Here is a 22,391-nt window from a genome sequence, read left to right on the forward strand (position 1 = left end):
ATGCAGCCGTTCCGCCAGGTGACAGGGATCGCCGCCGCCCTGCCCGCCGCGAACGTCGACACCGACGTGATCATGCCCAAGCAGTTCCTGAAGGGCATCGACCGGGGTGGCCTCGACCGCGGGGTGTTCCATCACCTGCGCTTCGACGCCGACGGGGCGTCCAGGCCGGGCTTCGTGCTGAACCAGCCGCCCTGGACTGAGGCCGCCTTCCTGGTGGTCGGGCCGAACTTCGGCTGCGGCTCCAGCCGCGAGCATGCGGTCTGGGGGCTCTCCCAACTCGGCGTCCGGGCGCTCATCGGCGCCAGCTTCGCTGGCATCTTCTTCGACAACTGCGCCCGCAATGGCCTGCTGGCGGTGACCTTAGAGGCGCCCGCCGTGGAGGCGCTGTCGGCCCGGGCGGCGCAGGCCGGCTCGGCGCTGATGACGGTCGACCTCGAGGCGCAGGTGATCGTGGCCGACGGCCTGACCGTGCCGTTCGAGATCGAGCCGGGCCGTCGTCAGGCCCTGCTGGAAGGGCTGGACGCGGTGGGGATGGCGCTGCAGCGGGCCGGCGAGATCCGCGCCTTCGAGGCCCGGCACTTCGCCGAACAGCCGTGGCTGCGGCCGGAGCCGCGGCGCTGAACCGCCGTCAGGCCGGGACGGAGACCGCCCCGGTGAGCATGGCCGCGCTGAGCGCGAAAAGGCTGAGCAGGATCGCCCAGGGCAGGCCGAAGCGCTGCATGTCGCCCACATCGGCCCGGATCAGGCTGGCGACCAGGTAGATCGGCGCGATGAACGGGCTCAGGCCGTGCAGCGGCATGCCCATGAGCGATGCCCGGGCGATTACCTCCGGCGGCACGCCGTAGGCGGCGCCCGCCGCGCCCAGGACCGGGACCACGCCGAAGAAGAAGGCGTCGTTCGACATGAACATCAGCAGCGGCATGCTGAGCAGCGCAGTGATCGGCCCCATCAACGGACCGAGCGCCGGCGGCACCGCCGACACCAGGCTGCCCGCCATGGCGTCGATCATGCCCGTTCCGGACAGGATGCCCGTGAAGGCGCCGGCCCCGAAGATCAGCGAGACCATCATCAGCACCGTCTCGCCGTGGTTCGCCAGCCTGGCCTTCTGTTCCGACAGCTTGGGAAAGTTCAGGGTCACCGCGATGGCGAAGGCGCTCATCACCAGGGCCGGCAACGGGGCGATCTGGGTGACCATGCCGACGATCAGGCCGACGGTCAGCGCCAGGTTCAGCCAGAGGTTCCGGGTCTCCTTGGGGGCGGCGGGGGTCTCGTCCGCGGCGTCCTCGGCCAGGGACCGACGCCCCTGCTCCGTGGCGTCGGCGAGGCGGCGGCGCTCCATCCGGCCGAAGGCGTAGGCCAGCCCTAGCACCGCCAGGAGCGAAAGGCCGAGCGCCGGCAGCAGCGGTCCCACCACGTCCATGACCGGGACGCGCAGCGCCGTCGCCGCCCGCGCCGACGGGCCCCCCCAGGGCAGCCAGTTCATCAGGGTATTGGAGAGGCCGAGCAGGGTCGCCAGGATCAGCGGATTGAGGCCAAGGCGGCGGTAGACGGGGTACATGGCCGAGATGGTCACCAGGGCGGTGGTCGCCCCGTCACCGTCCAGCGACACCAGCATGGCCAGCAGCGCAGTCCCCATCACCACGCGCACCGGGTCGTCGCCCGCCACCCGGAGCACCGTGCGCACCAGCGGCTCGAAAAGACCGGCCTCGATCATCACCGCGAAGTAGAGCAGGGCGAAGACCAGCATCAGCGCCGTGGGCGCGACCTCGCCGACCCCCTTCAGCATCATGTCGCCCAGGCCGGCGCCGAAGCCGGCGAGCACGCCGAAGGCGACCGGCACCAGGATCAGCGCCGCAGCGGCCGAGAGCCGCTTCGTGAGCACGAGCGCCAGGAAGGTGGCCAGGGCCGCGAAGCCCAGGAGGGAGAGGTTCAAGCGGCGAGCTCCTCGGCCGTGCGTCTCCGATCTTCACTGTGGCATGAGGCGCAGCGCGTCAATATTGACGAAAATCGTCATGCTGTAGAGCGGGAGAGGACAGGCGTGCGCGAAGCGGCTAGCAATGATCGGACGAGCCCCGCGACGGAGCCGGCCTTCCGGCGTGCGGGGAAGAGGGGATGAGCTTGTACCTGACGGCAGAAGAGGCGGCGCGGGAGCTGGGCGTGAGCGTCACCACGCTCTACGCCTATGTAAGCCGCAAGCAGATCCGCACCCAGAAGGCGCCCGGGTCGCGCACGCGCCGCTACTGGCGCGAGGATATCGAGCGGCTGAAGGGCGCGCCGGCGGCGGCGTCCGAGGACGTGCTGGCGCCGCGCTCCACCATCACCCTGATCACCGAGGGCGGGCACTTCTACCGGGGCCAGAGCGCCGTCGCCCTCGCGGAGGACCACACCCTGGAAGAGGTGTGCGCGATCCTCTGGAACATGCCGCACGAGGCGACCTTCGGGGCGGTGAACCTGCGGATCAGCGAGCTCTACCGCCGCACAGAGGCGGCGCTGGCCGGGGCGACGGTGCACGATCGGGCGCTCACCCTTCTGCCCCTCCTGGAGCGCGGCAACCCGCGAGCCTTCGACCTCAGCCATGCCGGCTACGCCCGGGCCGGGGCGGAACTGATGCGCTGGTTCGGTCATCTGATCGCGGGGTTCGACCCGGCCGACGACCGGCCCCTCCACCAGGCGGTGATCGCCGGCCTCGGCGCGCCACAGGTGTACGAGGACGTCCTGCGGCGGCTGTTCGTGCTCGCCGCCGACCATGAGCTCGACCCCAGCACCTACGCCGTGCGGGCCCTGGCCAACACGGGCGTCACCGCCCACCAGATCGTCCTCGTCGGCCTGGCCTCCACCTTCGGGCGGCGACTGATGTTCGGCCGCGCCGAGAGCCTTGGACGCCTGCTGGACGAAGTGCTGCACGGGTCCGATCCCGAGGCGGCGATCCTCCGGCCGCTCCGGGAAGGGGCCTCGTTGCCGGGCTTCGGCTCGAGCCAGTATCCGGCGGGAGATCCGCGCGCCCGGGCTTTGCTCGCCGCGTTGGAGGCCGCCGTCGGTGACGACCCGGCGTTCCAGCGCCTGCAGCGCGCCATCCAGGTGGCGCGCGACGCCACCGAGCTGGAGCCGGCGCTCGCCTTCCCGCTCAGCTTCGTGGCCGAACGGATTGGGCTGAAGTCGCAGGGCGGAGTGATCTATCAGCTCCCGCGGATGGCGGGCTGGATCGCGCACGCCATGGAGCAATACCTCACCCGTGACACGGTGCGGCCGAGGACGGTCTACGTCGGCCCCTTGCCCTGACCAAATATATGTACGCTTCGCGTCAATATTGACGACGAGTGTTCCCGGGCGGATATGAACCCTCGGCCAGGGAGGGAACATGACCGCGACGACCGACACTGTGACCGTGCTGGTGCCCGTGGGCTCCCTCGGCGCCGGAGCGCGCGAGGACGAGGTGGAGTTCGGCCTCGCGGCCGGGGCACAGGCCATCGCCTCCGACGCAGGCTCCACCGACAGCGGCGCCGCCTACCTTGCGCTCGGCATGTCCAAGAACAACCGCGGCGCCGTGAAGCGTGATCTCGAGATCCTGATGCGGGCCCAGGCGCGCCACGGCGTGCCGATCCTGATCGGCTCCAGCGGCCAGGCGGGCGGTGACCTGAACGTCGACTGGACGCGCGACATCGTGGTGGAGATCGCCCGCGAGCAGGGCCTGAACCCGCGCATCGCCGTCCTCTACAGCGAGCAGGATCCCGCGGTCCTGAAGGCGAAGAACGCGGCCGGCGCGATCACCGCCCTGGCTCCGCTGGGCCCGCTGGACGACGCCACCCTCGACTCCTGCGACCACATCGTCGCCGCCATGGGGCCGGAGCCCTACATCCAGGCGCTGGAGGCGGGCGCCGACATCATCCTGGGCGGCCGCACGACGGACACCGCCGTGCTCGCCGCTTATCCGCTGTGGAAGGGTATGGGCGTCGCGCCGGCCTGGCACGCCGGCAAGGTCACCGAATGCGGCGCCCAGTGCGCCGCCAGGCGCATGGGCTCGGGGGTGATGTTCCGGGTCGGGGCCGACTTCTTCGACGTGGCGCCGCTGAACCCCGGCAACCTGTGCACGCCACACAGCGTCTCGGCCCACATGCTCTACGAGAACAGCGATCCGTTCCGGCTGGTGGAGCCTGGCGGCGTGCTGGACGTCACCGCGGCCCGCTATGAGCAGCTCGACGAACACTGGGTGCGGGTCACCGGCTCGCGATGGGAGCCGCGGCCCTACACCATGAAGCTCGAGGGCGCGGCGGTGGGGCCCTACCAGACCATCATGCTGATCGGCATCCGCGACCCCGAGGTGCTGCGCCAGCTCGACGTGTTCCACGACAGGATGCTTGCGGCCCTGACCGAGCGTGCGCGCCGCACCGTCGACGCCGATCCGGACACCTGGTCGATCTCGCTTCGGCTCTACGGCTGGAACGCCGTGGACGGCGAGCCCGTGCCCGACGGCACCCCGCCGCCCCGCGAGGTGGGCGTGCTCTGCGTCATCACCGCGCCGACGCAGAAGCTGGCCACCGAGATCGCCAAGTCCTGCAATCCCTACTTCTTCCACTTCCCGATCAACCCCGAGAAGGAGCTGCCGAGCTACGCCTTCGCCTTCTCGCCGGCCGACATCGAGCGGGGCCCGGTCTACGAGTTCAAGCTTAACCACGTGGTCGCGACGGAGAGCCCGACCGAGCTGGTGCGTATGGAATTCGTCGACCTGACCGGTTCGGAGGCCGCCTGATGACCCTGCTGCGTGACGTCACCCGCGACGTGCGGTCCAAGAACGCCGGCCCCTTCTGGGTGACCGTGGACATCTTCTTCGACGGTCCGGAGAGCTTCCGCCGCTACGCGGACCGGCCGGCGCTCGGGGCCCAGGCGATCGGCAAGGTCTTCGGTGTCGATCCAGCGCTGGTGAAGCGCTTCCCGGTCGAGAACCTGGAGATGATCAAGATCTCCTACCCGCGGAAGTCGCCGCAGGGTGGCGTCGTCGAGCGCGACCTGCACGCGGGCCAGCAGTTCGTGCGCCTGCTGGACCTCGAGCTGGACTGATCCGGCCCATCAGGGCGAGGTGGATCGCGCCACCGCGCGATCTCGCCTGGCGCCGTCCCCGCCGGGCGCGGCCCGGGCGCGCGCGGTCAGGCCACCTCGGCCATGGGCGCGGCCTCGAGAGCCATTTCGGGCAGGGCGGTGTCGAGGTCCAGCAGGGTGACGATGTCGTCGCCCAGGGTGATCACGCCGCGCACGAAGTCGGTGTCGCCGCCGCCGAGCTCCGGGGCGGCCTGGATCTGGGCGGAGTCGACCGTGATGATGTCGCAGACGGCGTCCACCAGTAGGCCGACCGGACGGCCGGCGAGCTCGGCCACCACGACCACCGACGAGGCGTCCGGGCTGCGCGGCGGCAGGCCCAGGCGGCAGGACAGGTCGAGCACCGGCAGCACCGTGCCGCGCAGGTTGATCATACCGAGCACATAGGCGGGCGAATGGGGCAGGGGCGTGGACGCCGTCCAGCCGCGGATCTCGCGCACCTTCATGATGTCCAGCGCGAAGAGCTGCTGGCCCACCTGGATCGAGATCAGCTCACGGCTGGCGCCGGGGGTCAGCACCGCATTCATCCGAATTCCTCCAGTCCTCGACCGCCATCGGCCGGCGACGGACAGTAAGTCCCTGCTTCGCCTAACGATCTGCGCTTCGCCATTGAGGAACAGTTACCTTCGTCCGGGGAAAATGCGCCGCCTCTGCAACGATTAGCCGGATATCCGATTGCGTCCTGGCTTCCGGATTACTCTGATGGCGTTGAGGAAGCTCAGCCGGCGGCGTCCAGCACCCGGGCGCCGGCGTACACCGTGCGGCGGCCGGCGGCCGGCTTGTGCTCGGCGAGCTTGTCGCAACTGGCGAAGAAGCTCACCTCCACCTGGGCCAGGTCGACTTCGAACCGCCGGCCGTTGGCCGCGGTGACGGTCACGCGCGGGGCGTCGGGCGGGTCCCGCCGCAGGCGTAGTGGCGCGGAGGCGTCGTTCAGCAGGCCTTCCCGCGCCAGCCCGGCGCGGACCACCTGGGCCAGCGGGGCTTCGAAGACCCGGCCACGGTAGTGGGCGGGCTCGATCCGGCCCGCCGCTTCGGAGGCCGTGAGGGCGGCGAGGTCCAGGCTGTCGAGGTGGGCGTACATGCTCCCGGACGGGAAGAAGATGCCCGTGGCTGCGAAGCGGTCACCGCCGAGATGCGAGGACTCGATGGGCTCGAACGGGGAGCCGCCGGCCTGGAACAGTTTCAAAGCCGCGCTGTAGGCCGCGAAGCCCCACTTGGCGCAGCAGCGGTCGCGGGTGCCGTGGGTGCAGATCGCCAGCCGGGGCGCCGGGTTCGGCTCGAGCTTCCAGCGGTGGGCGAGCGCGTCCAGCAGCGGCTGCAGGCCCGGCGCCGTGCGGCCGGGCGCGGCGTGCAGCAGGATGGCGTGGTCGTGCGGCGTCTGGGCCTTCGGGGGATTGTAGAGGCGGGTCACCACGCCTCCACGCCGCGCCGCGGCGATCGCCGCCAGCTCCTCGGTGCTCGCCCAGCCGGGGTTCATCTCCTGGGCGCGCCAGAGCCGCTTCGGGACCGGCAGGAAGACGTACGCCTCGGCGCGGACACCGGTGCCGGCGGCCGGGGTCCCGGACAACAGGTCGGCGCGCGAACAGAAGCTCACGCGCCCGTCCTGCCCTGGACCACGAGCGCGCCGCGCCGGACGAGCTCGCCGAGGAAGGCGGGCAGCTTGTCCCGCTGATCCTCCGGCAGGGCCGCCTCGATGTCCGCGTAGGCCAGGATCCGGCGCTCGGCGAGCGCCCGCAGCGGCGCGGCCAGGGAATGGGCGACGCGGAACTCGGTCCCCCGCCAGCTCAGCACGACCTCCCCCAACTCCGCCTCGATGACCCGGGCGGCGCCGTCGGCGAGCGTGAAGCGGGTCTGCGGCCCGAAGGCCTCGTCCGGCCGCCCGATCCGCGGGAAGGAGAGCTCCGGGCGCTGGGCCTGGGCCGCTTCCACGTGCCGGCGGTAGGCCCGCCCCAGCGCCTCGGGGTCGAGCGTCGCGGCGCGCGCGAGCAGGCCCGACAGGTGCGCGCCCATCACGGCGTCCCCCTGCTCGAACGGCAGGTCGGCACGCACGTCGGCCTCGGAGAGCAGGTGGTCGGCCAGCCAGTGCAGGAAGTCGGAGCCGGCCTTGCGGGTCAGGCCCACGGTCAGGTGCAGGGTCGGCTCGCCGAGACCCACGGCGGCGTGCCAGTAGCCCCGCGGCAGGTAGAGGATGTCGCCGGGCTCGAGCACCAGCTCCTCGATCGGCACGGCGGGCTTCGGGTGCTCGGCGTGCAGGTCCTTGCGCGTCGGCGAGGGCCGGGTCGCGCCATAGAGCCTCCAGTGCTTGCGGCCCTCCACCTGGATGACCAGCACGTCGTGGTCGTCCCAGTGGACATCGAAGCCCTGGCTCGTGCCCCAGCAGGCGTAGAGGTTGGCCTGGGACGAGCAGGCGAAGTCGGCCGCCAGTCCGGCGCAGAGCGCCTGCAGCGGCGGACTGAGTTCGTTGGCCGCGTCGAGGATCAGGGTGGCCCCGTCGCGCAGCCGCTCGGTCAGGACCGCGGGGTCTAGGTCCTGCATCAGCTCGCCGCGCCGGGTGCGCCGGGACCGGAACAGCCCCTTCGTCCAGTCGCCGCCGCGCTCGAGGCGGAGCCTCGGGGGCGTCAGCCGGTGCTCGGCCAGGGCCCGGTTCAGCTCCGGCCAGCCGAACAAGTCCGCCGCGGCCTCGGGGCCGATCCGGGTCCGCCAGGCGTCGCGCCCGAAGGAGCCGGCCAGGAAGGTGGCCGCCCTCTCCGGCCCGAGCAGGCCGGAGAGGGTCGGCGACCGGGCGTCAGGCGGCGTCGCCGTCCGTGCCGTCCGTCCCGTCGCCGTCGGTTCCGTCGCTGTCGCCGCCGATGCCGTCGGTCCCGTCGGAGTCGGTCCCGTCGGTTCCGTCGCTGTCCCCGTCCGTGCCGTCACTGTCGCCCCCATCCGTTCCGTCGCTGTCGTGCGGGTCCTTGGCCTCGTAGGCCGCGGTGGGACCGCCCGGCTCGTCGACGCCGTGCAGCAGGGGGGTGTCGTCGGAGTGTGCGTCCTGGCTCATGTCCCCGTCCTTCAGAGAAAACGGCTGCGCGCCGCCCGACGCGGGCGCTACCGCCATGCTGCGAAACGCCCAGGATCATCAGTCGATCCGCCGACAGTTCGATGAAGGCGCGCGATCGGGTGCAACGCAAAGGCGGGGTTCGTCGTTCAGCCGACAGAGGGCGGAATCGGCTTTACCGGGAAGGGGTGATCTCATGAGGCCGCGCGACGTCCGCGCCATCCTGTTCTGCGCCGTCACGACCCTGCTGCTCTTCGTGGTCTCGGCCCTGATCTTCCACAACTGGCTGGTGACGCTCGGCCTGACGGGCGCTTGGGCGGCCTTCGTGCTCACCCGTCCCAGGATGCTGCGCGTCATGCGCCGGATGCGCGGCGAGCCCGACTGGAGCGGCTATTTCCGCAACGACGCGGCCCAGGGCTTCGAGGAGCCGCCGGCGCGCCGGCCCGACGAGGCGCGCTCTAGGCTGTGACCGGCGCGGCGGCCGGGGTGTTCGCCTGCAGCACCGCCCGCTCGTCGCCGTCCAGCCGCACCGCCGTCAGCACGCCGGTGGCGTAGACCCCGGTGTCGACGCCGATCCGGTGGTCGTGGAGCTGCGGCCGCTCGTCGAGCCAGGTGTGGCCGTGGACGATCACCTTCTCGTGCGGCCCGGGCGCTTCCAGGAAGGCCTGGCGGATCCAGAGCAGGTCGTCCTCCGTCTGGGCGGCGAGGGCCGCGCCGGGCCGGACGCCCGCGTGCACGAAGGCATAGTCGCCCACCGCGAGCATCAGCTCGAGCCGCTGCAGCAGCCAGAGGTGCGACGCCGGCATCCGCTCCAGGAGCTCGTCGCGGGCCGGGCCGTAGCCGGCGGGGTCGGAGGGGGCGGCCACGCCATAAGCCGCCAGGGTCTCCACCCCGCCGAACCGGAGCCAGCCGCCGCCGTCCTGCGGCCGTTCGAGGAACGCGAGCATGGCCTGCTCGTGGTTGCCCTTCAGCAGCCGCACCTCCAGGTCGGGCCGGCGGCGCAGCCAGAGCAGGGCCTCGAGCACCCGCGCGGAGTCAGGGCCGCGGTCCACATAGTCGCCGAGGAAGACCAGGATCGGCCGGCGGCCGCGGGCGTGCTCGGCGGAATCGGCGGCGATGCGCGCCAGCAGCGCCTTCATCGCCTCGTAGCAGCCGTGCACGTCGCCGATCGCATAGACCAGCTCGCCTTCGGTGGCGCCGCGACTCACGAGCGGGCCCGCCGGGCCAGGTTGTCGAGGTCGCGGGCCATATCGCTGTAGGCGGCGATCACCCGGCTCGGCTGGTCATCCGCGCGGTGGCGCAGGCTGGCCCAGCGGTTGCGGTAGCTGACCAGGCTGGCGCGGGCGACGCCGGCGCGCGTCGCCGAGGCGTAGGCGCGGCGCAGGCGGCGGTCGGCCTCCAGCACCTGCGGATAGGCGCAGCGGGCGCGATTGTCGCCGCGCAGGCCCTCGCAGCGTCCGGCCGCCGGCCGACGCTTGGCCTTGGCCTTCACCACGCGGGCGGGCTTCGCCTCGCCGGCGCGCTCGGGCGCCGCGGGGCGGGCCTGCGGGGCGGCGGGCACGGGCGTGAACACCGGGGCCGGCAGGTCGGCGGCCGGCGGCCGCGCGGGGCGCGGGGCCTCGGCCACGACCACGGGGAGGGAGGGCGTCGCCGCGGCCTGGGCGATCTGGACGGGCTTGGCGGCGGTTGCGGGCGCGCGCGGGTCCATCAACACCGCGCCGACCGCGAGACCCGCCAGCGCGGCGGCGGCCAGCCCGCCCCAGCGCGCGATCCGGCCCTGGCGGCTGGCGGGCTCTCGCAGGCCGGCGAAGGCGCGCACCCGCCCGCTGGGCGGCGGCGGAGCCTCAGGCGGGGGGCGGAAGATGGCGTCCAGATCGGCCGAGACGCCGCGCGCCAGCGCCTGCCGCGCGGCGCCGGCCTCGGTTTCGGAACCCGTGCGTTCGTCCATCGCTCGCCTCGCGACCCCGGTGAAGCTTCGCCGAGCCTAGAATGTCTGTGACGCCGCTTCGATCCCGCCGCGCCGCGCGAAGACCTTCTCCATACCCGTCTTTCGATTGACGGCCGAGGCGGACGGGTCTTTGCTGACCCAAAGCGCCGCCGGCAAGAGCGGCGCGTGGGAGGACATCGACGTGGCCCAAGCCTCACCTGCGGAGGCCGAGCGCCTCAGCCTGAAGACCAAGCTGGCCTTCGGGATCGGCAGCGCCGCCGAGACGATCGCGCTCTTCGCCGTCACCAGCTACGCCCTGCTGTTCTACAATCAGGTGCTGGGCGTGAACGCCGCCTGGGTGGGCCTGGCGATCTCCGCCAGCCTGGTGTTCGACGGCCTCACCGAGCCGATCGTCGGCTCCTGGTCGGACCGAACCAAGTCCAAGTGGGGTCGCCGGCATCCCTGGATGTTCGCCGCGCCGATCCCGATCGCGCTCGCCTTCTTCGCCATCTTCAGTCCGCCGGCGTCCCTGGGCGAGCTCGGCCTGGCGGTCTGGTGCGGCGTCACCGTCTCGGTGCTGCGGCAGGTGATGACCTTCTTCCACACGCCGCACCTTGCGCTGGGCGGGGAGCTGTCGCCGAACTACGTCGAGCGCTCCAAGGTGATGGCCTACAACAGCTTCTTCACCTGGGCCGGCGGGGCCGGCATGACCTATGTGGCGCTCACCTTCTTCTTCCCGAAGACGGAGGAATTCCACAACGGCCTGCTGAACCCGGAGCCCTGGAACGAGTTCGCCGCGACCATGGCGGTGGTGGTGATCGCCGTGCTGTTCGCCTCGGCCTGGTTCACCCGCGACCGGATTCCCTACCTGCCGAAGCCCGCCGCCGACACGCCGAAGTTCAGCCCCGCGGAGTTCTTCAAGGACATCGGCAAGGCGCTGACCAACGTGAACTACGTCTGGCTGCTGGCCGGCTACTTCTTCCTGTCGATGATGCTGGGGCTTCGGGAGGGCCTCAGGATCTACACCTACAGCTACTACTGGGAGATCTCTTCCAGCGACATGCGGCTGTTCATCATCGGCAGCTTCCTGGGCTACGCCACCGCCTTCGCCTTCGCCGCGCGCATGCACGGGCGGTTCGACAAGAAGGCCACCGCCATCTGGTCGGCCGTCGCCTATGCGGTGATCCCGACCATCCCCATCGTGCTGGGGCAGATGGGCGTGCTCGGTCCGGACACGCCGGGCCTGCTCGCGATCCTCATCGCCTTCGCCACCTTCGCCTATGCCGCGGTCAGCGTGCTGCAGATCAGCATCATGTCGGCCTTGGCCGACATCGCCGACGAGAACGAGCTGAAGTACGGCGTGCGGCAGGAGGGCATCCTCTACTCCACCCGCGCGCTTGCGGCGAAGCTCGACCAGGCGATCGGCACGGCGCTGGCCGGGTTCGTGATCGCGCTGATCGCCTTCCCGGACCGGGCGCAGCCCGGCCAGGTGGCCCCGGAGATCCTCAACAATCTGGCGCTCTGGGACGGGCTGCTGGCGGCCGTCCCTGGCCTGATCGCCGCCTGGTGCTACGGCCGCTACCGCATCGACCGGCAGGCCTACGAGGTGACGCGCGAGGCGCTGGCCAAGCGTCGGGCGGAGGCGATGACGGTCGCGGCGCAGGGCACGCCGCCCGCCACCGGCGGCGTCGCGGTGGCGCCGGCCGAATAGGTCAGCGGGATCGCATAGCCTGGAGCACGCTGCCCGTATAGGCGGCGTGCCCCACGTGGGTCAGGCGCGCCTCCAGGTCGGCCCAGATCTCGCCGCCGAGATCCCGCCAGCGGCGGCAGAAGGCGTAGTCCTCCGAGAGGTACTCGCCGGTCTCCGGCTCCAGCAGGGTGTCGAAGACCATGACGGCGGGCGAGCCGTCGTCCAGCACCGCGTTCAGCTCGGGGTGGGCGTCCGCGATGCGCTGCAGGGCGCCGCGGGCGATCATCAGGAAGCCGGTGCCGCCGTAGGCCACACGCGCGATGCCGTCGTGCACCTCCACCGAATGGTCCGGCGTCGCGATGAAGCGCACCACGTAGCCGATGGCCGCGGCCTGCAGGTCCTCGACGCCGGCCCTTGCCGCGGCGCGCGCCTTCTCCCAGTCGATGTGCTTCAGGGGGCAGACGGCCGCCACCACCTCGCGGCCGGAGTCCAGCAGGCGGAAGGCGTTCTCGGGCGCGAAGCCGATGTCGGCGTCCACGAACAGCAGGTGGGTGGCCTCGGCGTGGGCCAGGAAGCTGGCCGCGAGCCGGCTGCGGGCGCGGGTGATCAGCGGATCGCTGGGCAGGAGCTCCACGTGCAGGCCGACGCCGCGGGCTTCGCAGGCCTCCTGCAGCCGCAGGACCGACTGCATGAAGAACAGGTTCACCTGGCCGCCGAAGCAGGGGGCCGCCAGATAGATGAACGGACGCGCGGTCATGTCGGCAGGATAGGCGGCGGCTCAGGCCGGGTCGAGGCGGCGGCGCACTGGGACGAGGACCAGCAGGGCTGCGCCGATCCCGAGCCCATCCGCCAGCAGGTCGCGCCAGTCCGCCTGGCGGCCGAACCCCAGCCCGCCCTGCAGCACCTCGATCCCCGCCCCCAGCGCGAGCGCGAACAGCGCCACCCCGCGCCACCGGCGCGGCGAGAGGATCACGCCCAGCGCGGTCAGCACGAACCACGCGATGGCGTGCTCGGCCTTGTCGCCCAGGTTCTGCGGTTGCGGCAGGGTGTCCATGGGCGCGAGGCAGAGCCACAGCAGCACCGCCACCGCCACGGCGAAGGCGGCGAGACGGAGCGGTCGCGGCAGCCGCGCGGGGTTCAGGCTCACAGCTTCAGCCCCAGCCGCGGGGCGGCCCAGAGCATCGCGAAGTAGAGGCCGACGGTGAGCACGCAGCCGGCGGCCAGGGCGGGCCAGAAGGGTGCGCCCCGCCGCAGCAGGGCCGGGACGGCCAGGAACATCGGCAGCGACGGCAGCACGAACCAGAAGGTGGCCTCGGCGTGGGCGGCCAGCCGCTCGGGCTCGCGGGTGTCGCGCCACAGCCAGATCATGCCGAGGATCGAGACCAGCGGCAGGGATGCGACGAGCGCTGCGAAACCGGGGCTCCGCCGGCCGATCTCGGCGATGGCGGCGATGATCGCGCCGGACAGGGCGGCCTTGGCGAGCAGGTAGAGCATGACCCTGCGATAGCAGATCGCCCAGCGCGCTTGCACCGGCCAGCGCCGCTCACTAGCGTCCGCCGCCACCAAGGGAGTGCGCGGCGTATGGCCATCGAGGCGGTGATCTGGGACTTCGGCGGGGTGTTCACCTCCTCGCCGTTCGAGGCGTTCAACCGCTACGAGGAGGAGAGGGGCCTTCCGCGGGACCTGATCCGGCGGGTCAACGCCACCAACCCCGACCACAACGCCTGGGCCCTGTTCGAACGCAACGAGATCGACGCCGCCCGCTTCGACGCCCTGTTCCTGGAGGAGGCCACGGCGCTCGGCCACCCGGTCCGCGGCGCCGACGTCCTGCCGCTGCTGTCGGGCCGGCTCCGGCCGCGCATGGTGGCGGCGCTGAAGGCCTGCAAGGCGGCCGGCTTCAAGGTGGGGTGCATCACCAACAACGTGGCCTCCGAGCACAGCCCCGGCCAAGCCGAGGGCCAGCGGATGGCGGGGGCCATGGCCCAGGTGATGCCGCTGTTCGACTCGATCATCGAGAGCTCGAAGGCCGGCGTCCGCAAGCCAGATCCGAGGATCTACCAGATGATGTGCGAGCTGCTGGCGGTGGAGCCGGCGGCCTGCGTCTACCTCGACGACCTGGGCATCAACTGCAAACCGGCCGCCCAGCTCGGCATGAAGGCCATCAAGGTGGTGGACGTCGACCAGACCCTGGCGGAGCTCTCCGCCGCCACCGGCCTCACCTTCTCCGCAGAGGAAGACGCATGAACCGTCCCGCCAAGATCGGCGCCGCGGAGGCGCTGAAGTCGCTACCGGCCTGGCGCGCCGTGGACGGCGAGCGCGACGCGATCCAGCGGACCTTCCGCTTCGCCGACTTCAACGCGGCCTTCGGCTTCATGACCCGCGTCGCCCTGATGGCCGACAAGCTCGACCACCACCCGGAGTGGTTCAACGTCTACAACCGGGTCGAGGTGCTGCTGGCCACCCACGACGCCGACGGGGTGACCGGACTCGACGTGCAGCTCGCCACCTTCATGGACGAGGCGGCCCGCACGCTCGGCGGCGAATAGACCAGGAAGCAAGGGAGCACGGCATGGCGGGACGGGTCGCGGGCAAGAAGGCCTTCATCAGCGGCGGGGCGCAGGGGCTGGGCGCGGCCATGGCCGCCCGGCTCGCCGACGAAGGCGCCAAGGTGACGGTGGCCGACATCAACGCCGCGGGCGCGGCGGCGGTGGCCGCCGAGATCAACGCCGCGCACGGGGAGGGGACCGCCTTCTCCTTCCCGCTCGACGTGACCAAAGAGGACCAGTGGATCTACGCCCTCGAAGAGGCCGACGAGGCCATGGGCGGGATCAGCGTGCTCGTGAACAACGCCGGCATCAGCCGCGGCGGCAACATCGAGGAGCTCAGCTTCGAGGACTGGAAGCTGGTGATGAGCGTCAACGTGGACTCCGTCTTCCTGGGCACGAAGCACGCCTTGAAGTACCTGCGCCAGAACCAGCCCGGCTCGATCGTCAACATCAGCTCGATCGCCGGCCTGATCGCCGCCCACAACACGCCCGTCTACAACGCCTCGAAGGCGGCGGTCTGGCTGCTGTCGAAGGGCATCGCCCTGCACTGCGCCAAGCAGGGCCTCGACGTGCGCTCCAACTCGATCCACCCAACCTTCATCGACACCCCGATCCTGGACCCGCTGCGCCAGCGCTTCGGCAAGGAGGAGGCGGAGTCGAAGCTCGCCCGGCAGGTGCCGCTCGGCCGGATCGGCCAGCCGAAGGACATCGCCGACGCGGTGCTCTACCTGGCCTCCGACGAGAGCCGGTTCATGACCGGCGCCGAGCTGAAGCTGGACGGCGGCATCAGCGCCATGTGAGCGGCGGCCGGCCGCTCAGTTCACCAGGATCGCGCCCAGCAGCAGCTTCGCGCCCGGCTTGCCGAGCACGAGGTCGGTCTGGCGCTGCAGGTTCTGGGCGAGGAAATCGACGTTGGGGGCCGTGGCCGGCGGCAGGCCGGCGGCATAGCTCTGGACCACCTGGTTGTAGGCCGCCCGTAGCCTGGGCAGGCTCTGCTGGACGCGGGTCCGCAGCGCGGGGTCGGGCACGTCCAGCCCGCATTCCACGGTGAACACGCCCCGCCGGCCGCCGCCCTTGTTGGTGGTGGCCGTCAGGGTCTGGACGACGATGTAGCTGGCCCCGCCCGAGCGCTTCTTCGGATCGCCCTCCTCGCCGCTGTCCTTCCCCGACGCGGCCGCCACGCCGGGCAGGGCGGTCAGCAATAGAGCGAGCAGGGTGCGGCGGCGCATGCGGCGAAGCTGCCCGGTTATGGTTAGCGCTCTCTTTACGCCCGACGTCCGAATCTGCCGCGCGAGAGATTCGCTGCTGCTGGAGCGCCGCTTGGGCCGTTTTGCGCCGACCACCCTGGACCTCGACGGCAAGGTCATCCTGGTCACAGGCGCCACCGGCTCGTTCGGCCGGCGGTTTGTCGAGACGGTGCTGACCCGCGCCCGGCCCCGCAAGCTGATCGTCTACTCCCGGGACGAGCTGAAGCAGAGCGAGATGCAGATCGAGCTCGCCGACAGGTTCGACGCCGAGCGGTTGGCCTGCATGCGGTTCTTCCTCGGCGACGTGCGCGACCGCGAGCGGCTGACGCTGGCGCTGCGCGGCGTCGACGTCGTGATCCACGCCGCGGCCCTGAAGCAGGTGCCGGCGGCGGAGTACAATCCCTCGGAGTGCATCCACACCAACGTGCTGGGCGCCGAGAACGTGGTCTGGGCCTGCCTGACCAATCGGGTGAAGCAGGTGGTGGCGCTCTCCACCGACAAGGCCTGCAACCCGATCAACCTCTACGGGGCCACCAAGCTCGCCTCGGACAAGACCTTCGTGGCCGCCAACAATCTCTCCGGCGACATCGGCACCCGCTTCTCCGTCGTCCGCTACGGCAATGTGGTGGGCTCGCGGGGCTCGGTGGCGCCGCTGTTCCAGCGGCTGATCGCAAAGGGTGTGAAGGAGCTGCCGATCACCGATCCGCGGATGACCCGGTTCCTGATCACCCTCGACGAAGGCGTCGACTTCGTCCTGTCGTCGCTGACCATGATGCGGGGCGGCGAAATCTTCGTGCCGAAGATCCCGTCGATGAAGGTCGTGGACATGGCTGCGGCCATGGCGCCCGGCCTGGCCACCAAGGTGATCGGCATCCGGCCGGGCGAGAAGCTGCATGAGATGATGATCTCGGCCGACGACGCGCGCGACACCGTCGACCTGGGGGACCGCTACGCCATCGAGCCGGCCTTCGCCGACTACACCCGCGCGCCGCTGGACGGCGGGCGCCTGGCCGAGGGCTTCTCCTACGCCTCCGACACGAACGACGAGTGGCTGAGTCCGGAGAGCTTCCTCGGCATGCTGGGGCAGGCGGCCACGGTCCAGCGCCGCCGGCGGGCCACCGACTGATGCTGCCCTACGGCCGACAGACCATCGAGGACGACGACATCGCCGCGGTGGCCGAGGCTCTGCGGGCCGACTTCCTGACCACCGGGCCGAGGGTGGAGGCGTTCGAGCGCGCCTTCGCCGAGCGTGTGGGCGCGGCCCACGCGATCGCCTGCGCCAACGGCACCGCGGCCTTGCACCTCGCCATGCTTGCGCTGCGCCTCGGTCCCGGCGACCGGGTGGTGGCGCCCTCGATCACCTTCCTGGCCACCGCCAACTGCGCCCGCTACGTCGGGGCCGAGGTGGTGTTCGCGGACGTGGATCCCGACACCGGCCTGATGACGCCGGCCACCCTGCGCGAGGCCCTGGCCCGGGCCGACGGGCCCGTGAAGGCGGTGCTGCCGGTCCACTTGCGGGGCGACGCCTGCGAGCTCCCGGCCCTTGCGGCGGTGGCGCGTGAGGCGGGCGCGGTGCTGGTGGAGGACGCGCCGCACGCGCTCGGCACGACCACGCACTTCGGCGGAGCGACGGAGACCATCGGCGATGTGCGCCACAGCGCCATGGCCACCTTCTCCTTCCACCCGGTGAAGACCATCGCCACGGGCGAGGGCGGCATGGTCACCACCAACGACCCGGCTCTGGCCTCCCGGCTCCGGACGCTGCGCAGCCACGGGATGTTGCGTCCGGAGGGGGCCGAGCCCTGGTGGTACGAGATGCCGGAGCCGGGCTTCAACTATCGCCTGCCGGACATCCTCTGCGCCCTCGGCCTTTCGCAGCTCCGCAAGCTCGACAGGTTCGCAACCCGTCGCCGCGCCCTGTCGGCGGCCTACCGGGAGGCGCTTGCCCCATTGGCGCCCGTGGCGCGCCCGGCGGCGCAGCCGGCCTGGAGCGATCCCGTCCTCCACCTGATGACCGTGCTGATCGACTTCGAGCGCGCTGGCCGCAGCCGCCTGGACGTCGTGGAGGCCCTGCGGGCGCGCGGCGTGGGCAGCCAGGTCCACTACATCCCGGTGCACCGCCAGCCCTACTACCGGGAGCGCTATGGCGAGCTGTCCCTGCCGGGCGCGGAGGCGTGGTACGGCCGGTGCCTGTCGCTGCCGCTCTATCCGGGCATGCAGGACGGCGACGTGCGAACGGTGGCGGAGGCGCTCGGCGCCGCCCTCGGGATCTAGGCGGCGACGGCCGCCTTCTCCACGAGGTCGCGCACGGCGGCCATCTGCTCGGGCGCCTTGGCCAGCTCCACGCGCACGGCGTCCTCGCGGACGAGGCGCATGGCCTCGGTGCGGGCCCGGTCGGCGGCGGGGCCGAGCGGCGCGGCCTCTCCGGTCGCTAGCCGCAGCAGGAAGGTCAGCTTCTGGACGATGGGCGCGTTGGCCCGGGTCAGGGCGGCGATCAGCCGGGCCTCGGCCTCGATACGCCCGCCGATCTCGCCGATCCGCTCCTGCAGTGGCGCGGAGTCCTCGGGCGCAAGGCCGCAGCGGCCCAAGGCGCGTTGCAGGCCGGCCAAGGCCGACAGCCGCACCGGCGGCGTCTCCACGCCGCCCATGGCGTCCTTCTCGAAGCGTTGCGCGCCGATCACCGCCTTCAGCCAGCGGGCGGCGTTGCGCTTGTTCTGCGGGCCGATGACGTTCTCCGCCAGCCACACCAGGGCCTCGGCCTCCTGGCGCGGCGTGCGGCCGGGGCCGAGATAGCTCTCCACGAAGTCGCCGGTGACCAGCATCTTCGAGCGGTGCGAGAACGCCGCCTGCACGTCCTCCAGGGGCAGCAGCTTGCCGGCCGCGGCGGTCAGCGACATGGCGAGGGCGCGCAGCACCTCGATCTCGCGGGCGGCGTCGCCCGGCACCAGCCGGCGCGGACCGTTCAGCTCCGTCAGGATCCGTTTGCCGAGCGCCGTGCGCACCTCGAGGAAGTCCTCGCCCCCGAGCCAGCGGCCCAGCCGCTTGGCCTCGGTAGACAGCTCCGGCATGACCTTGGCGACCGACTTCTCCACCTTCACCAGCATCTCGACGGAGTCGGCGGCGGCCAGGCGGGTGAGCGCGGCGAGGGCGGCGCCGAGATTGTCGGTCTTGCCGACGATGCCCTCGAGCCCGGCGCGGGACTCCAGGATTTCGGCGATCGGCTGCTGCAGGACCAAGATGGCGAGCTTGCGGGCCGGGCCCGCGGCGGGCGGCGCGGCGGCCGCGAAGTCCATCAGCCGCGAGAGCTTCTCCGACCAGTCCTTGGCCTTGCCCAGGCTCATGGCGACGCCGCAGCCCAACTGGTAGGCGCCGTCGGGGTCGTGGGCCAGCCGCTCCGCAGCGCCGGCGAAGGTCTCCCGGCCGAGGTCCGGCAGGCGCCCCGCCCGCCAGTCGCGCATCAGCCGGTCGATGGCGCGTTCCACGAGCCCGTGGAAGGTGCGCATCATCTCGTGGACATTGCCGCCGCGGGCCTGCGCCTCGGGGACCGCGATCTTCTGGATGGCGTGCTGCAGGTCGCTGCCCGAGGCCTCGAGCTGCTCGACGAGGTCCGGCCGGTGCAGCAGTTCGAAGGGCGTCACCGACCGCCGGCTGAGCCAGGCTTCGAGCAGCCGCCCGATGCGGTCGCGGGCGTGGAGGGTATAGAGGTCCTGCGGCGTGACGCAGAGCGGCTCGAGGTTCTCGGGCGCCGCGCGTCGCTTTGACAGCGGGTCCGGCATGCCGAGGTTGAGGATCTGGACGGACTGGAACTGGCCGGTGCCGGGGTCCTGCGTCTCCTTGGTGACCTTCACCGAATGGACGCCGCCCTCCTGGAATGTCCGCTCGGCGGACGACACCGCCGTCGCGCGGTTCTCCGTCGCGAGCTCGAGCGTCCAGTCGGCGCCGGGCTTTCTGCGGACGAAGACCTCGAAATGTACGCGCGCGCCGTCCATCTGTTACTCAACCCCCGGGGACGCACCACCCTCGCCGAACAACCTTAAGGCCGCGTTTCCGGAACGGCTTGGCCGCCGCCCCATTGAGGCCATGGTGCGTGGCGACTAGCTTCACCAATCTTCCCGACGGAGACATCGACGAAACATGGCCAAGATCACCCTGGTGGACGACGACGAGAACATCGTCACGTCGGTCAGCCTGGCGCTGGAAAGCCATGGCCACACCGTGAAGGCCTACTATGACGGCGCCGCCGGCCTGGCGGCGCTGGAGAACGATCCGCCCGACCTCGCCATCCTCGACGTGAAGATGCCCCGGATGGACGGGATGGAGGTCCTGCGGCGGCTGCGCCGGAACTCGGACCTGCCGGTGATCATCCTCACCTCCAAGGACGAGGAGATCGACGAGATCCTCGGCTTCAACCTCGGGGCCGACGACTACATGCACAAGCCGTTCAGCCAGCGGCTGCTGATCGAGCGGGTGAAGGCGCTGCTGCGCCGCGCGGGCGTCGATGCGGAGGAGAACGGCGGGGCGGCGCCTGCGCCGGCGGCCGACGGCGGCACGCGGGCCATCAAGCGCGGCAAGCTCACCCTCGATCCGGCCCGACACGACTGCCTGTGGGATGGCAAGCCCGTGAAGCTGACGGTCACCGAGTTCCTGCTGCTGCAGTCGCTGGCTCAGCGGCCCGGCTTCGTGAAGAGCCGCGACAACCTGATGGACGCCGCCTACGACGACCAGGTCTACGTGGACGACCGCACCATCGACAGCCACATCAAGCGGATGCGCAAGAAGTTCCGCGAGGTGGACCCGGAGTTCGACGCGATCGAAACGCTCTATGGCGTCGGCTATCGATACCGCGAAAGCTGAGCGGCGGCCGCGCCGCTCGGGGCTTTCGTGGCTGCCCGGCACCCGCCTTGGCCGGCTGATCATCGCGCTCAACGTGCTCAGTCTCGCCATCCTGATCGGCGGGGCCATGGTCATGAACGAGCTGCGCCGCGGCCTCGTGGAGGCGCGGATCGACAGCCTGACCACCCAGGGGGAGCTGATGGCCTCGATCATCGAGCAGGCCGCCACGGTGGGCGAGCCCGCGCCGGCCATGGACGCGGCCTACGCGAACGACATCGTCCTGCAGCTCCTGGCCAATCCCAAGGGCCAGAGGGCCCGGCTGTTCGATGCCGAGGGGAACGTCGTCGCCGACAGCGACTGGGTGGTGGACCAGGTTGAGGCCCAGCCGCTGCCGCCGGCCCGCCCGCGCGGCGAGTCGGAGCGGTTCCGGCTCGAGATGCCGAGCTCGCCCAAGCCGACGCCTGAGTCTGCGCGCCTGGCCCTGGAGGCCGAGCTGCGCCGGGCGCTGAACGGCGAGCACGTGGCGGGGCTCCGGCGCACCGGCCGCGGCGACCGGGTGGTGTCGGTGTCGATTCCCATCCAGCACGTCCAGGCGGTGCTGGGCGTGTTGACCCTCGAGGCCCGCGACGTGGACGAGATCATCGCCCGCGAGCGGGCGGCGCTCACCCCCTTCATCCTCATCGCGGTGGCCGTGACCCTGCTGTCGTCGCTGCTGCTGAACCGGCTGATCGCCCAGCCGGTGCGGCGCCTGGCCCGCGCGGCCGACCGCGTGAAGCAGGCCCGCGCCCGGGCCATCTCGCTGCCCGATCTCGCGGGCCGCGACGACGAGCTCGGCGACCTGACCCGCAGCCTGGAGGACATGACCCACGTGCTCTCCGAGCGGATGGACGCCATCGAGAGCTTCGCCGCCGACGTGGCGCACGAGATCCGCAATCCGCTCACCTCCATGCGCTCGGCCATCGAGACGCTGGACCTGGTGAAGGACGAGGGCGCGCGCGAGCGCCTGTTCAAGGTGCTGAAGAACGACATCCAGCGGCTCGACCGGCTGGTCACCGACATCTCAAACGCCTCGCGCCTGGACGCCGAGCTGTCGCGCGACAACCCCCGCGCCGTCGACCTCGGCCGGCTGATCTTCGATATCGTCAATCTCTACGACGCGACGCTGAAGCCGCAGGACGTCCGGGTCCGCTTCCAGGCCCCCGGCGGCATGGAGCCGGTGGTGGTCCTGGGGCGCGAGGGGCCGCTCGGCCAGATCTTCCGCAACCTCATCGACAACGCCCGGTCCTTCTCGCCGCCGGGCGACGAGGTGACCGTCTCGCTGTTCCGCACCCGCGACCAGGCGATCGTCACGGTGGCCGACAACGGGCCCGGAATCCCGCCCGAGAACCTGGAGACCATCTTCCAGCGGTTCTACACCTCCCGGCCGAAGGGAACGGCGTTCGGCGGCAACTCGGGCCTCGGCCTGTCCATCGCCCGCCAGATCGCCGAGGCGCACGGCGGCTCGCTGCACGCCGAGAACCGGCTGGGGGCCGACGACAAGGTGGTGGGCGCCCTGTTCGTGCTCACCCTGCCGGTGGCGCAGGCGTGATCGTCCATGCCGGCCTGATCGCCCGGCGCGGGGCCGGCGGCGCCTGGCGCGGCGTGCTGATCGAGGGGCCGTCCGGCTCGGGCAAGAGCGACCTGATGCTCCGCACCCTCGAGCAAGGCTTCCGGCTGGTCGCCGACGACCGGGTGCTGCTCTGGGTCTCGGGCGGCCGCCTGTTCGGCCGCGCGCCGGCCCCCTTGCAGGGGTTGCTGGAGGTGCGTGGGGTGGGCATCCGGCGCTTCGAGGCTCTGCCGTTCGCGGAGGTGGCCCTGGTGGTCCGCGCCGGCGCGCCCGAACGGCTGCCGGACCCGGCGTTCGCCGACATCCTCGGGTTGCGAGTTCCCTTGGCGCATCTCCAGGCGTGTGAAGCCTCGGCCCCTGCGAAACTCGGTCACGCGCTCGCCGCCTTTGACGCCGGCTCCAAGAAGCGTATTTAGC

26 protein-coding genes are annotated in these 22,391 nt (G+C 71.5%); 14 read left to right on the forward strand and 12 right to left on the reverse strand.

All coding sequences use genetic code 11. From position 1 onward, the window contains the following. Window positions 1–621, forward strand: coding sequence for a 3-isopropylmalate dehydratase small subunit (gene leuD, locus ACE3Q8_RS06775; RefSeq protein WP_374469491.1), 621 nt, complete (start codon window positions 1–3; stop codon window positions 619–621). A gap of 7 nt (window positions 622–628) precedes the next feature. Here the strand turns inward: leuD and ACE3Q8_RS06780 are convergent, their stop codons facing one another. Continuing rightward, window positions 629–1,933, reverse strand: coding sequence for a CitMHS family transporter (locus ACE3Q8_RS06780; protein ID WP_374469492.1), 1,305 nt, complete (start codon window positions 1,931–1,933; stop codon window positions 629–631). Between the two features lie 179 nt (window positions 1,934–2,112). Between ACE3Q8_RS06780 and ACE3Q8_RS06785 the strand changes: the two genes are divergently transcribed. The 3 genes from ACE3Q8_RS06785 to ACE3Q8_RS06795 all read left to right on the forward strand — a co-directional run bounded on the left by ACE3Q8_RS06785 (window position 2,113) and on the right by ACE3Q8_RS06795 (window position 5,055). Then, entirely contained in the window at window positions 2,113–3,279 is a 1,167-nt protein-coding gene (locus ACE3Q8_RS06785) for a citrate/2-methylcitrate synthase (RefSeq protein WP_374469493.1), read from the forward strand. Window positions 3,280–3,358: 79 nt separating this feature from the next. Further along, complete coding sequence (locus ACE3Q8_RS06790) at window positions 3,359–4,747, forward strand: acyclic terpene utilization AtuA family protein (RefSeq protein WP_374469494.1); 1,389 nt, start codon at window positions 3,359–3,361, stop codon at window positions 4,745–4,747. Then, complete coding sequence (locus ACE3Q8_RS06795) at window positions 4,747–5,055, forward strand: DUF4387 domain-containing protein (protein ID WP_374469495.1); 309 nt, start codon at window positions 4,747–4,749, stop codon at window positions 5,053–5,055. Before ACE3Q8_RS06790 ends, ACE3Q8_RS06795 begins: the two co-directional genes overlap by 1 nt. A gap of 86 nt (window positions 5,056–5,141) precedes the next feature. On the opposite strand, the gene ACE3Q8_RS06800 is transcribed toward ACE3Q8_RS06795, so the two are convergent. The 4 genes from ACE3Q8_RS06800 to ACE3Q8_RS06815 form a co-directional block, all read right to left on the reverse strand. Beyond that, a complete protein-coding gene (locus ACE3Q8_RS06800) occupies window positions 5,142–5,618 on the reverse strand; it encodes a chemotaxis protein CheW (RefSeq protein ID WP_374469496.1) in 477 nt (158 codons plus the stop codon). A 191-nt stretch (window positions 5,619–5,809) separates the two neighbouring features. Beyond that, window positions 5,810–6,685 carry a sucrase ferredoxin gene (locus ACE3Q8_RS06805; protein ID WP_374469497.1) on the reverse strand — a complete coding sequence of 292 codons (876 nt, stop codon included), beginning with the start codon at window positions 6,683–6,685 and terminating at the stop codon, window positions 5,810–5,812. Then, on the reverse strand, window positions 6,682–7,758 hold the full coding sequence (locus ACE3Q8_RS06810) for a cupin domain-containing protein (RefSeq protein ID WP_374469498.1): 1,077 nt from the start codon (window positions 7,756–7,758) through the stop codon (window positions 6,682–6,684). Before ACE3Q8_RS06810 ends, ACE3Q8_RS06805 begins: the two co-directional genes overlap by 4 nt. Window positions 7,759–7,876: 118 nt before the next feature. Beyond that, entirely contained in the window at window positions 7,877–8,128 is a 252-nt protein-coding gene (locus ACE3Q8_RS06815; RefSeq protein WP_374469499.1) for a hypothetical protein, read from the reverse strand. A 193-nt stretch (window positions 8,129–8,321) separates the two neighbouring features. Between ACE3Q8_RS06815 and ACE3Q8_RS06820 the strand changes: the two genes are divergently transcribed. Then, window positions 8,322–8,594: a hypothetical protein gene (locus ACE3Q8_RS06820; protein ID WP_374469500.1), complete on the forward strand. Its 273-nt coding sequence runs from the start codon at window positions 8,322–8,324 to the stop codon at window positions 8,592–8,594. Here the strand turns inward: ACE3Q8_RS06820 and ACE3Q8_RS06825 are convergent. Continuing rightward, entirely contained in the window at window positions 8,584–9,333 is a 750-nt protein-coding gene (locus ACE3Q8_RS06825; protein WP_374469501.1) for a metallophosphoesterase family protein, read from the reverse strand. The two genes, ACE3Q8_RS06820 and ACE3Q8_RS06825, sit on opposite strands and share 11 nt — an antisense overlap. After that, on the reverse strand, window positions 9,330–10,073 hold the full coding sequence (locus ACE3Q8_RS06830; protein ID WP_374469502.1) for a hypothetical protein: 744 nt from the start codon (window positions 10,071–10,073) through the stop codon (window positions 9,330–9,332). The genes ACE3Q8_RS06825 and ACE3Q8_RS06830 overlap by 4 nt, the downstream gene beginning before the upstream one ends. 130 nt (window positions 10,074–10,203) lie before the next feature. Between ACE3Q8_RS06830 and ACE3Q8_RS06835 the strand changes: the two genes are divergently transcribed. Beyond that, window positions 10,204–11,763 carry an MFS transporter gene (locus tag ACE3Q8_RS06835; RefSeq protein ID WP_374469503.1) on the forward strand — a complete coding sequence of 520 codons (1,560 nt, stop codon included), beginning with the start codon at window positions 10,204–10,206 and terminating at the stop codon, window positions 11,761–11,763. Window position 11,764: 1 nt separating this feature from the next. Here the strand turns inward: ACE3Q8_RS06835 and ACE3Q8_RS06840 are convergent, their stop codons facing one another. The 3 genes from ACE3Q8_RS06840 to ACE3Q8_RS06850 are packed head-to-tail and all read right to left on the reverse strand — an operon-like array spanning window position 11,765 to window position 13,236. After that, the gene (locus tag ACE3Q8_RS06840; RefSeq protein ID WP_374469504.1) at window positions 11,765–12,499 is read right to left on the reverse strand and encodes a hypothetical protein; all 735 of its coding nucleotides are present in this window, start codon (window positions 12,497–12,499) and stop codon (window positions 11,765–11,767) included. Between the two features lie 21 nt (window positions 12,500–12,520). Then, the gene (locus ACE3Q8_RS06845) at window positions 12,521–12,889 is read right to left on the reverse strand and encodes a hypothetical protein (RefSeq protein WP_374469505.1); all 369 of its coding nucleotides are present in this window, start codon (window positions 12,887–12,889) and stop codon (window positions 12,521–12,523) included. Then, window positions 12,886–13,236 (reverse strand): DUF3147 family protein, encoded by a 351-nt coding sequence (locus ACE3Q8_RS06850; protein WP_374469531.1) that lies wholly within the window; start codon window positions 13,234–13,236, stop codon window positions 12,886–12,888. Before ACE3Q8_RS06850 ends, ACE3Q8_RS06845 begins: the two co-directional genes overlap by 4 nt. Window positions 13,237–13,323: 87 nt before the next feature. On the opposite strand from ACE3Q8_RS06850, the gene ACE3Q8_RS06855 reads away from it, so the two are divergent. From ACE3Q8_RS06855 to ACE3Q8_RS06865, 3 genes are read left to right on the forward strand one after another with little or no spacing between them, the layout of a single operon-like run. Continuing rightward, window positions 13,324–13,986: an HAD-IA family hydrolase gene (locus ACE3Q8_RS06855; protein ID WP_374469506.1), complete on the forward strand. Its 663-nt coding sequence runs from the start codon at window positions 13,324–13,326 to the stop codon at window positions 13,984–13,986. Then, a complete protein-coding gene (locus ACE3Q8_RS06860; RefSeq protein WP_374469507.1) occupies window positions 13,983–14,288 on the forward strand; it encodes a 4a-hydroxytetrahydrobiopterin dehydratase in 306 nt (101 codons plus the stop codon). The genes ACE3Q8_RS06855 and ACE3Q8_RS06860 overlap by 4 nt, the downstream gene beginning before the upstream one ends. Before the next feature lie 23 nt (window positions 14,289–14,311). Then, on the forward strand, window positions 14,312–15,088 hold the full coding sequence (locus ACE3Q8_RS06865) for an SDR family oxidoreductase (protein ID WP_374469508.1): 777 nt from the start codon (window positions 14,312–14,314) through the stop codon (window positions 15,086–15,088). Between the two features lie 15 nt (window positions 15,089–15,103). On the opposite strand, the gene ACE3Q8_RS06870 is transcribed toward ACE3Q8_RS06865, so the two are convergent. Continuing rightward, window positions 15,104–15,517 carry a Tat pathway signal protein gene (locus ACE3Q8_RS06870; RefSeq protein ID WP_374469509.1) on the reverse strand — a complete coding sequence of 138 codons (414 nt, stop codon included), beginning with the start codon at window positions 15,515–15,517 and terminating at the stop codon, window positions 15,104–15,106. A 91-nt stretch (window positions 15,518–15,608) separates the two neighbouring features. Here ACE3Q8_RS06870 and pseB point away from each other — a divergent pair, with 91 nt between their 5' ends. Beyond that, window positions 15,609–16,661 carry a UDP-N-acetylglucosamine 4,6-dehydratase (inverting) gene (pseB, locus tag ACE3Q8_RS06875; protein ID WP_374469510.1) on the forward strand — a complete coding sequence of 351 codons (1,053 nt, stop codon included), beginning with the start codon at window positions 15,609–15,611 and terminating at the stop codon, window positions 16,659–16,661. Beyond that, a complete protein-coding gene (gene pseC, locus ACE3Q8_RS06880; RefSeq protein ID WP_374469511.1) occupies window positions 16,661–17,809 on the forward strand; it encodes a UDP-4-amino-4,6-dideoxy-N-acetyl-beta-L-altrosamine transaminase in 1,149 nt (382 codons plus the stop codon). Before pseB ends, pseC begins: the two co-directional genes overlap by 1 nt. Here pseC and ACE3Q8_RS06885 read toward each other — a convergent pair. After that, the gene (locus ACE3Q8_RS06885; protein ID WP_374469512.1) at window positions 17,806–19,524 is read right to left on the reverse strand and encodes a hypothetical protein; all 1,719 of its coding nucleotides are present in this window, start codon (window positions 19,522–19,524) and stop codon (window positions 17,806–17,808) included. The genes pseC and ACE3Q8_RS06885 overlap by 4 nt on opposite strands. A 145-nt stretch (window positions 19,525–19,669) precedes the next feature. Here ACE3Q8_RS06885 and ACE3Q8_RS06890 point away from each other — a divergent pair, with 145 nt between their 5' ends. The 3 genes from ACE3Q8_RS06890 to ACE3Q8_RS06900 are packed head-to-tail and all read left to right on the forward strand — an operon-like array spanning window position 19,670 to window position 22,390. Next, a complete protein-coding gene (locus ACE3Q8_RS06890) occupies window positions 19,670–20,389 on the forward strand; it encodes a response regulator transcription factor (RefSeq protein ID WP_374469513.1) in 720 nt (239 codons plus the stop codon). Next, window positions 20,358–21,956, forward strand: coding sequence for a stimulus-sensing domain-containing protein (locus ACE3Q8_RS06895; RefSeq protein WP_374469514.1), 1,599 nt, complete (start codon window positions 20,358–20,360; stop codon window positions 21,954–21,956). The genes ACE3Q8_RS06890 and ACE3Q8_RS06895 overlap by 32 nt, the downstream gene beginning before the upstream one ends. Then, complete coding sequence (locus ACE3Q8_RS06900) at window positions 21,953–22,390, forward strand: HPr kinase/phosphorylase (RefSeq protein WP_374469515.1); 438 nt, start codon at window positions 21,953–21,955, stop codon at window positions 22,388–22,390. The genes ACE3Q8_RS06895 and ACE3Q8_RS06900 overlap by 4 nt, the downstream gene beginning before the upstream one ends. Window position 22,391 lies beyond the last annotated feature (1 nt).

Origin of the sequence: Phenylobacterium sp., from assembly GCF_041913825.1 — a bacterium.
Taxonomy (GTDB): Bacteria; Pseudomonadota; Alphaproteobacteria; order Caulobacterales; family Caulobacteraceae; genus Phenylobacterium.

Excerpts from the sequence above, each read along its gene's own strand:
- leuD (WP_374469491.1), top strand. The coding sequence starts at position 1 with ATGCAGCCGTTCCGCCAGGTGACAGGGATCGCCGCCGCCCTGCCCGCC.
- ACE3Q8_RS06785 (WP_374469493.1), top strand. The coding sequence starts at position 2,113 with ATGAGCTTGTACCTGACGGCAGAAGAGGCGGCGCGGGAGCTGGGCGTG.
- ACE3Q8_RS06790 (WP_374469494.1), top strand. The coding sequence starts at position 3,359 with ATGACCGCGACGACCGACACTGTGACCGTGCTGGTGCCCGTGGGCTCC.
- ACE3Q8_RS06795 (WP_374469495.1), top strand. The coding sequence starts at position 4,747 with ATGACCCTGCTGCGTGACGTCACCCGCGACGTGCGGTCCAAGAACGCC.
- ACE3Q8_RS06800 (WP_374469496.1), bottom strand. The coding sequence starts at position 5,618 with ATGAATGCGGTGCTGACCCCCGGCGCCAGCCGTGAGCTGATCTCGATC.
- ACE3Q8_RS06815 (WP_374469499.1), bottom strand. The coding sequence starts at position 8,128 with ATGAGCCAGGACGCACACTCCGACGACACCCCCCTGCTGCACGGCGTC.
- ACE3Q8_RS06820 (WP_374469500.1), top strand. The coding sequence starts at position 8,322 with ATGAGGCCGCGCGACGTCCGCGCCATCCTGTTCTGCGCCGTCACGACC.
- ACE3Q8_RS06830 (WP_374469502.1), bottom strand. The coding sequence starts at position 10,073 with ATGGACGAACGCACGGGTTCCGAAACCGAGGCCGGCGCCGCGCGGCAG.
- ACE3Q8_RS06840 (WP_374469504.1), bottom strand. The coding sequence starts at position 12,499 with ATGACCGCGCGTCCGTTCATCTATCTGGCGGCCCCCTGCTTCGGCGGC.
- ACE3Q8_RS06850 (WP_374469531.1), bottom strand. The coding sequence starts at position 13,236 with ATGCTCTACCTGCTCGCCAAGGCCGCCCTGTCCGGCGCGATCATCGCC.
- ACE3Q8_RS06855 (WP_374469506.1), top strand. The coding sequence starts at position 13,324 with ATGGCCATCGAGGCGGTGATCTGGGACTTCGGCGGGGTGTTCACCTCC.
- ACE3Q8_RS06860 (WP_374469507.1), top strand. The coding sequence starts at position 13,983 with ATGAACCGTCCCGCCAAGATCGGCGCCGCGGAGGCGCTGAAGTCGCTA.
- ACE3Q8_RS06865 (WP_374469508.1), top strand. The coding sequence starts at position 14,312 with ATGGCGGGACGGGTCGCGGGCAAGAAGGCCTTCATCAGCGGCGGGGCG.
- ACE3Q8_RS06870 (WP_374469509.1), bottom strand. The coding sequence starts at position 15,517 with ATGCGCCGCCGCACCCTGCTCGCTCTATTGCTGACCGCCCTGCCCGGC.
- pseC (WP_374469511.1), top strand. The coding sequence starts at position 16,661 with ATGCTGCCCTACGGCCGACAGACCATCGAGGACGACGACATCGCCGCG.
- ACE3Q8_RS06885 (WP_374469512.1), bottom strand. The coding sequence starts at position 19,524 with ATGGACGGCGCGCGCGTACATTTCGAGGTCTTCGTCCGCAGAAAGCCC.
- ACE3Q8_RS06890 (WP_374469513.1), top strand. The coding sequence starts at position 19,670 with ATGGCCAAGATCACCCTGGTGGACGACGACGAGAACATCGTCACGTCG.
- ACE3Q8_RS06895 (WP_374469514.1), top strand. The coding sequence starts at position 20,358 with ATGGCGTCGGCTATCGATACCGCGAAAGCTGAGCGGCGGCCGCGCCGC.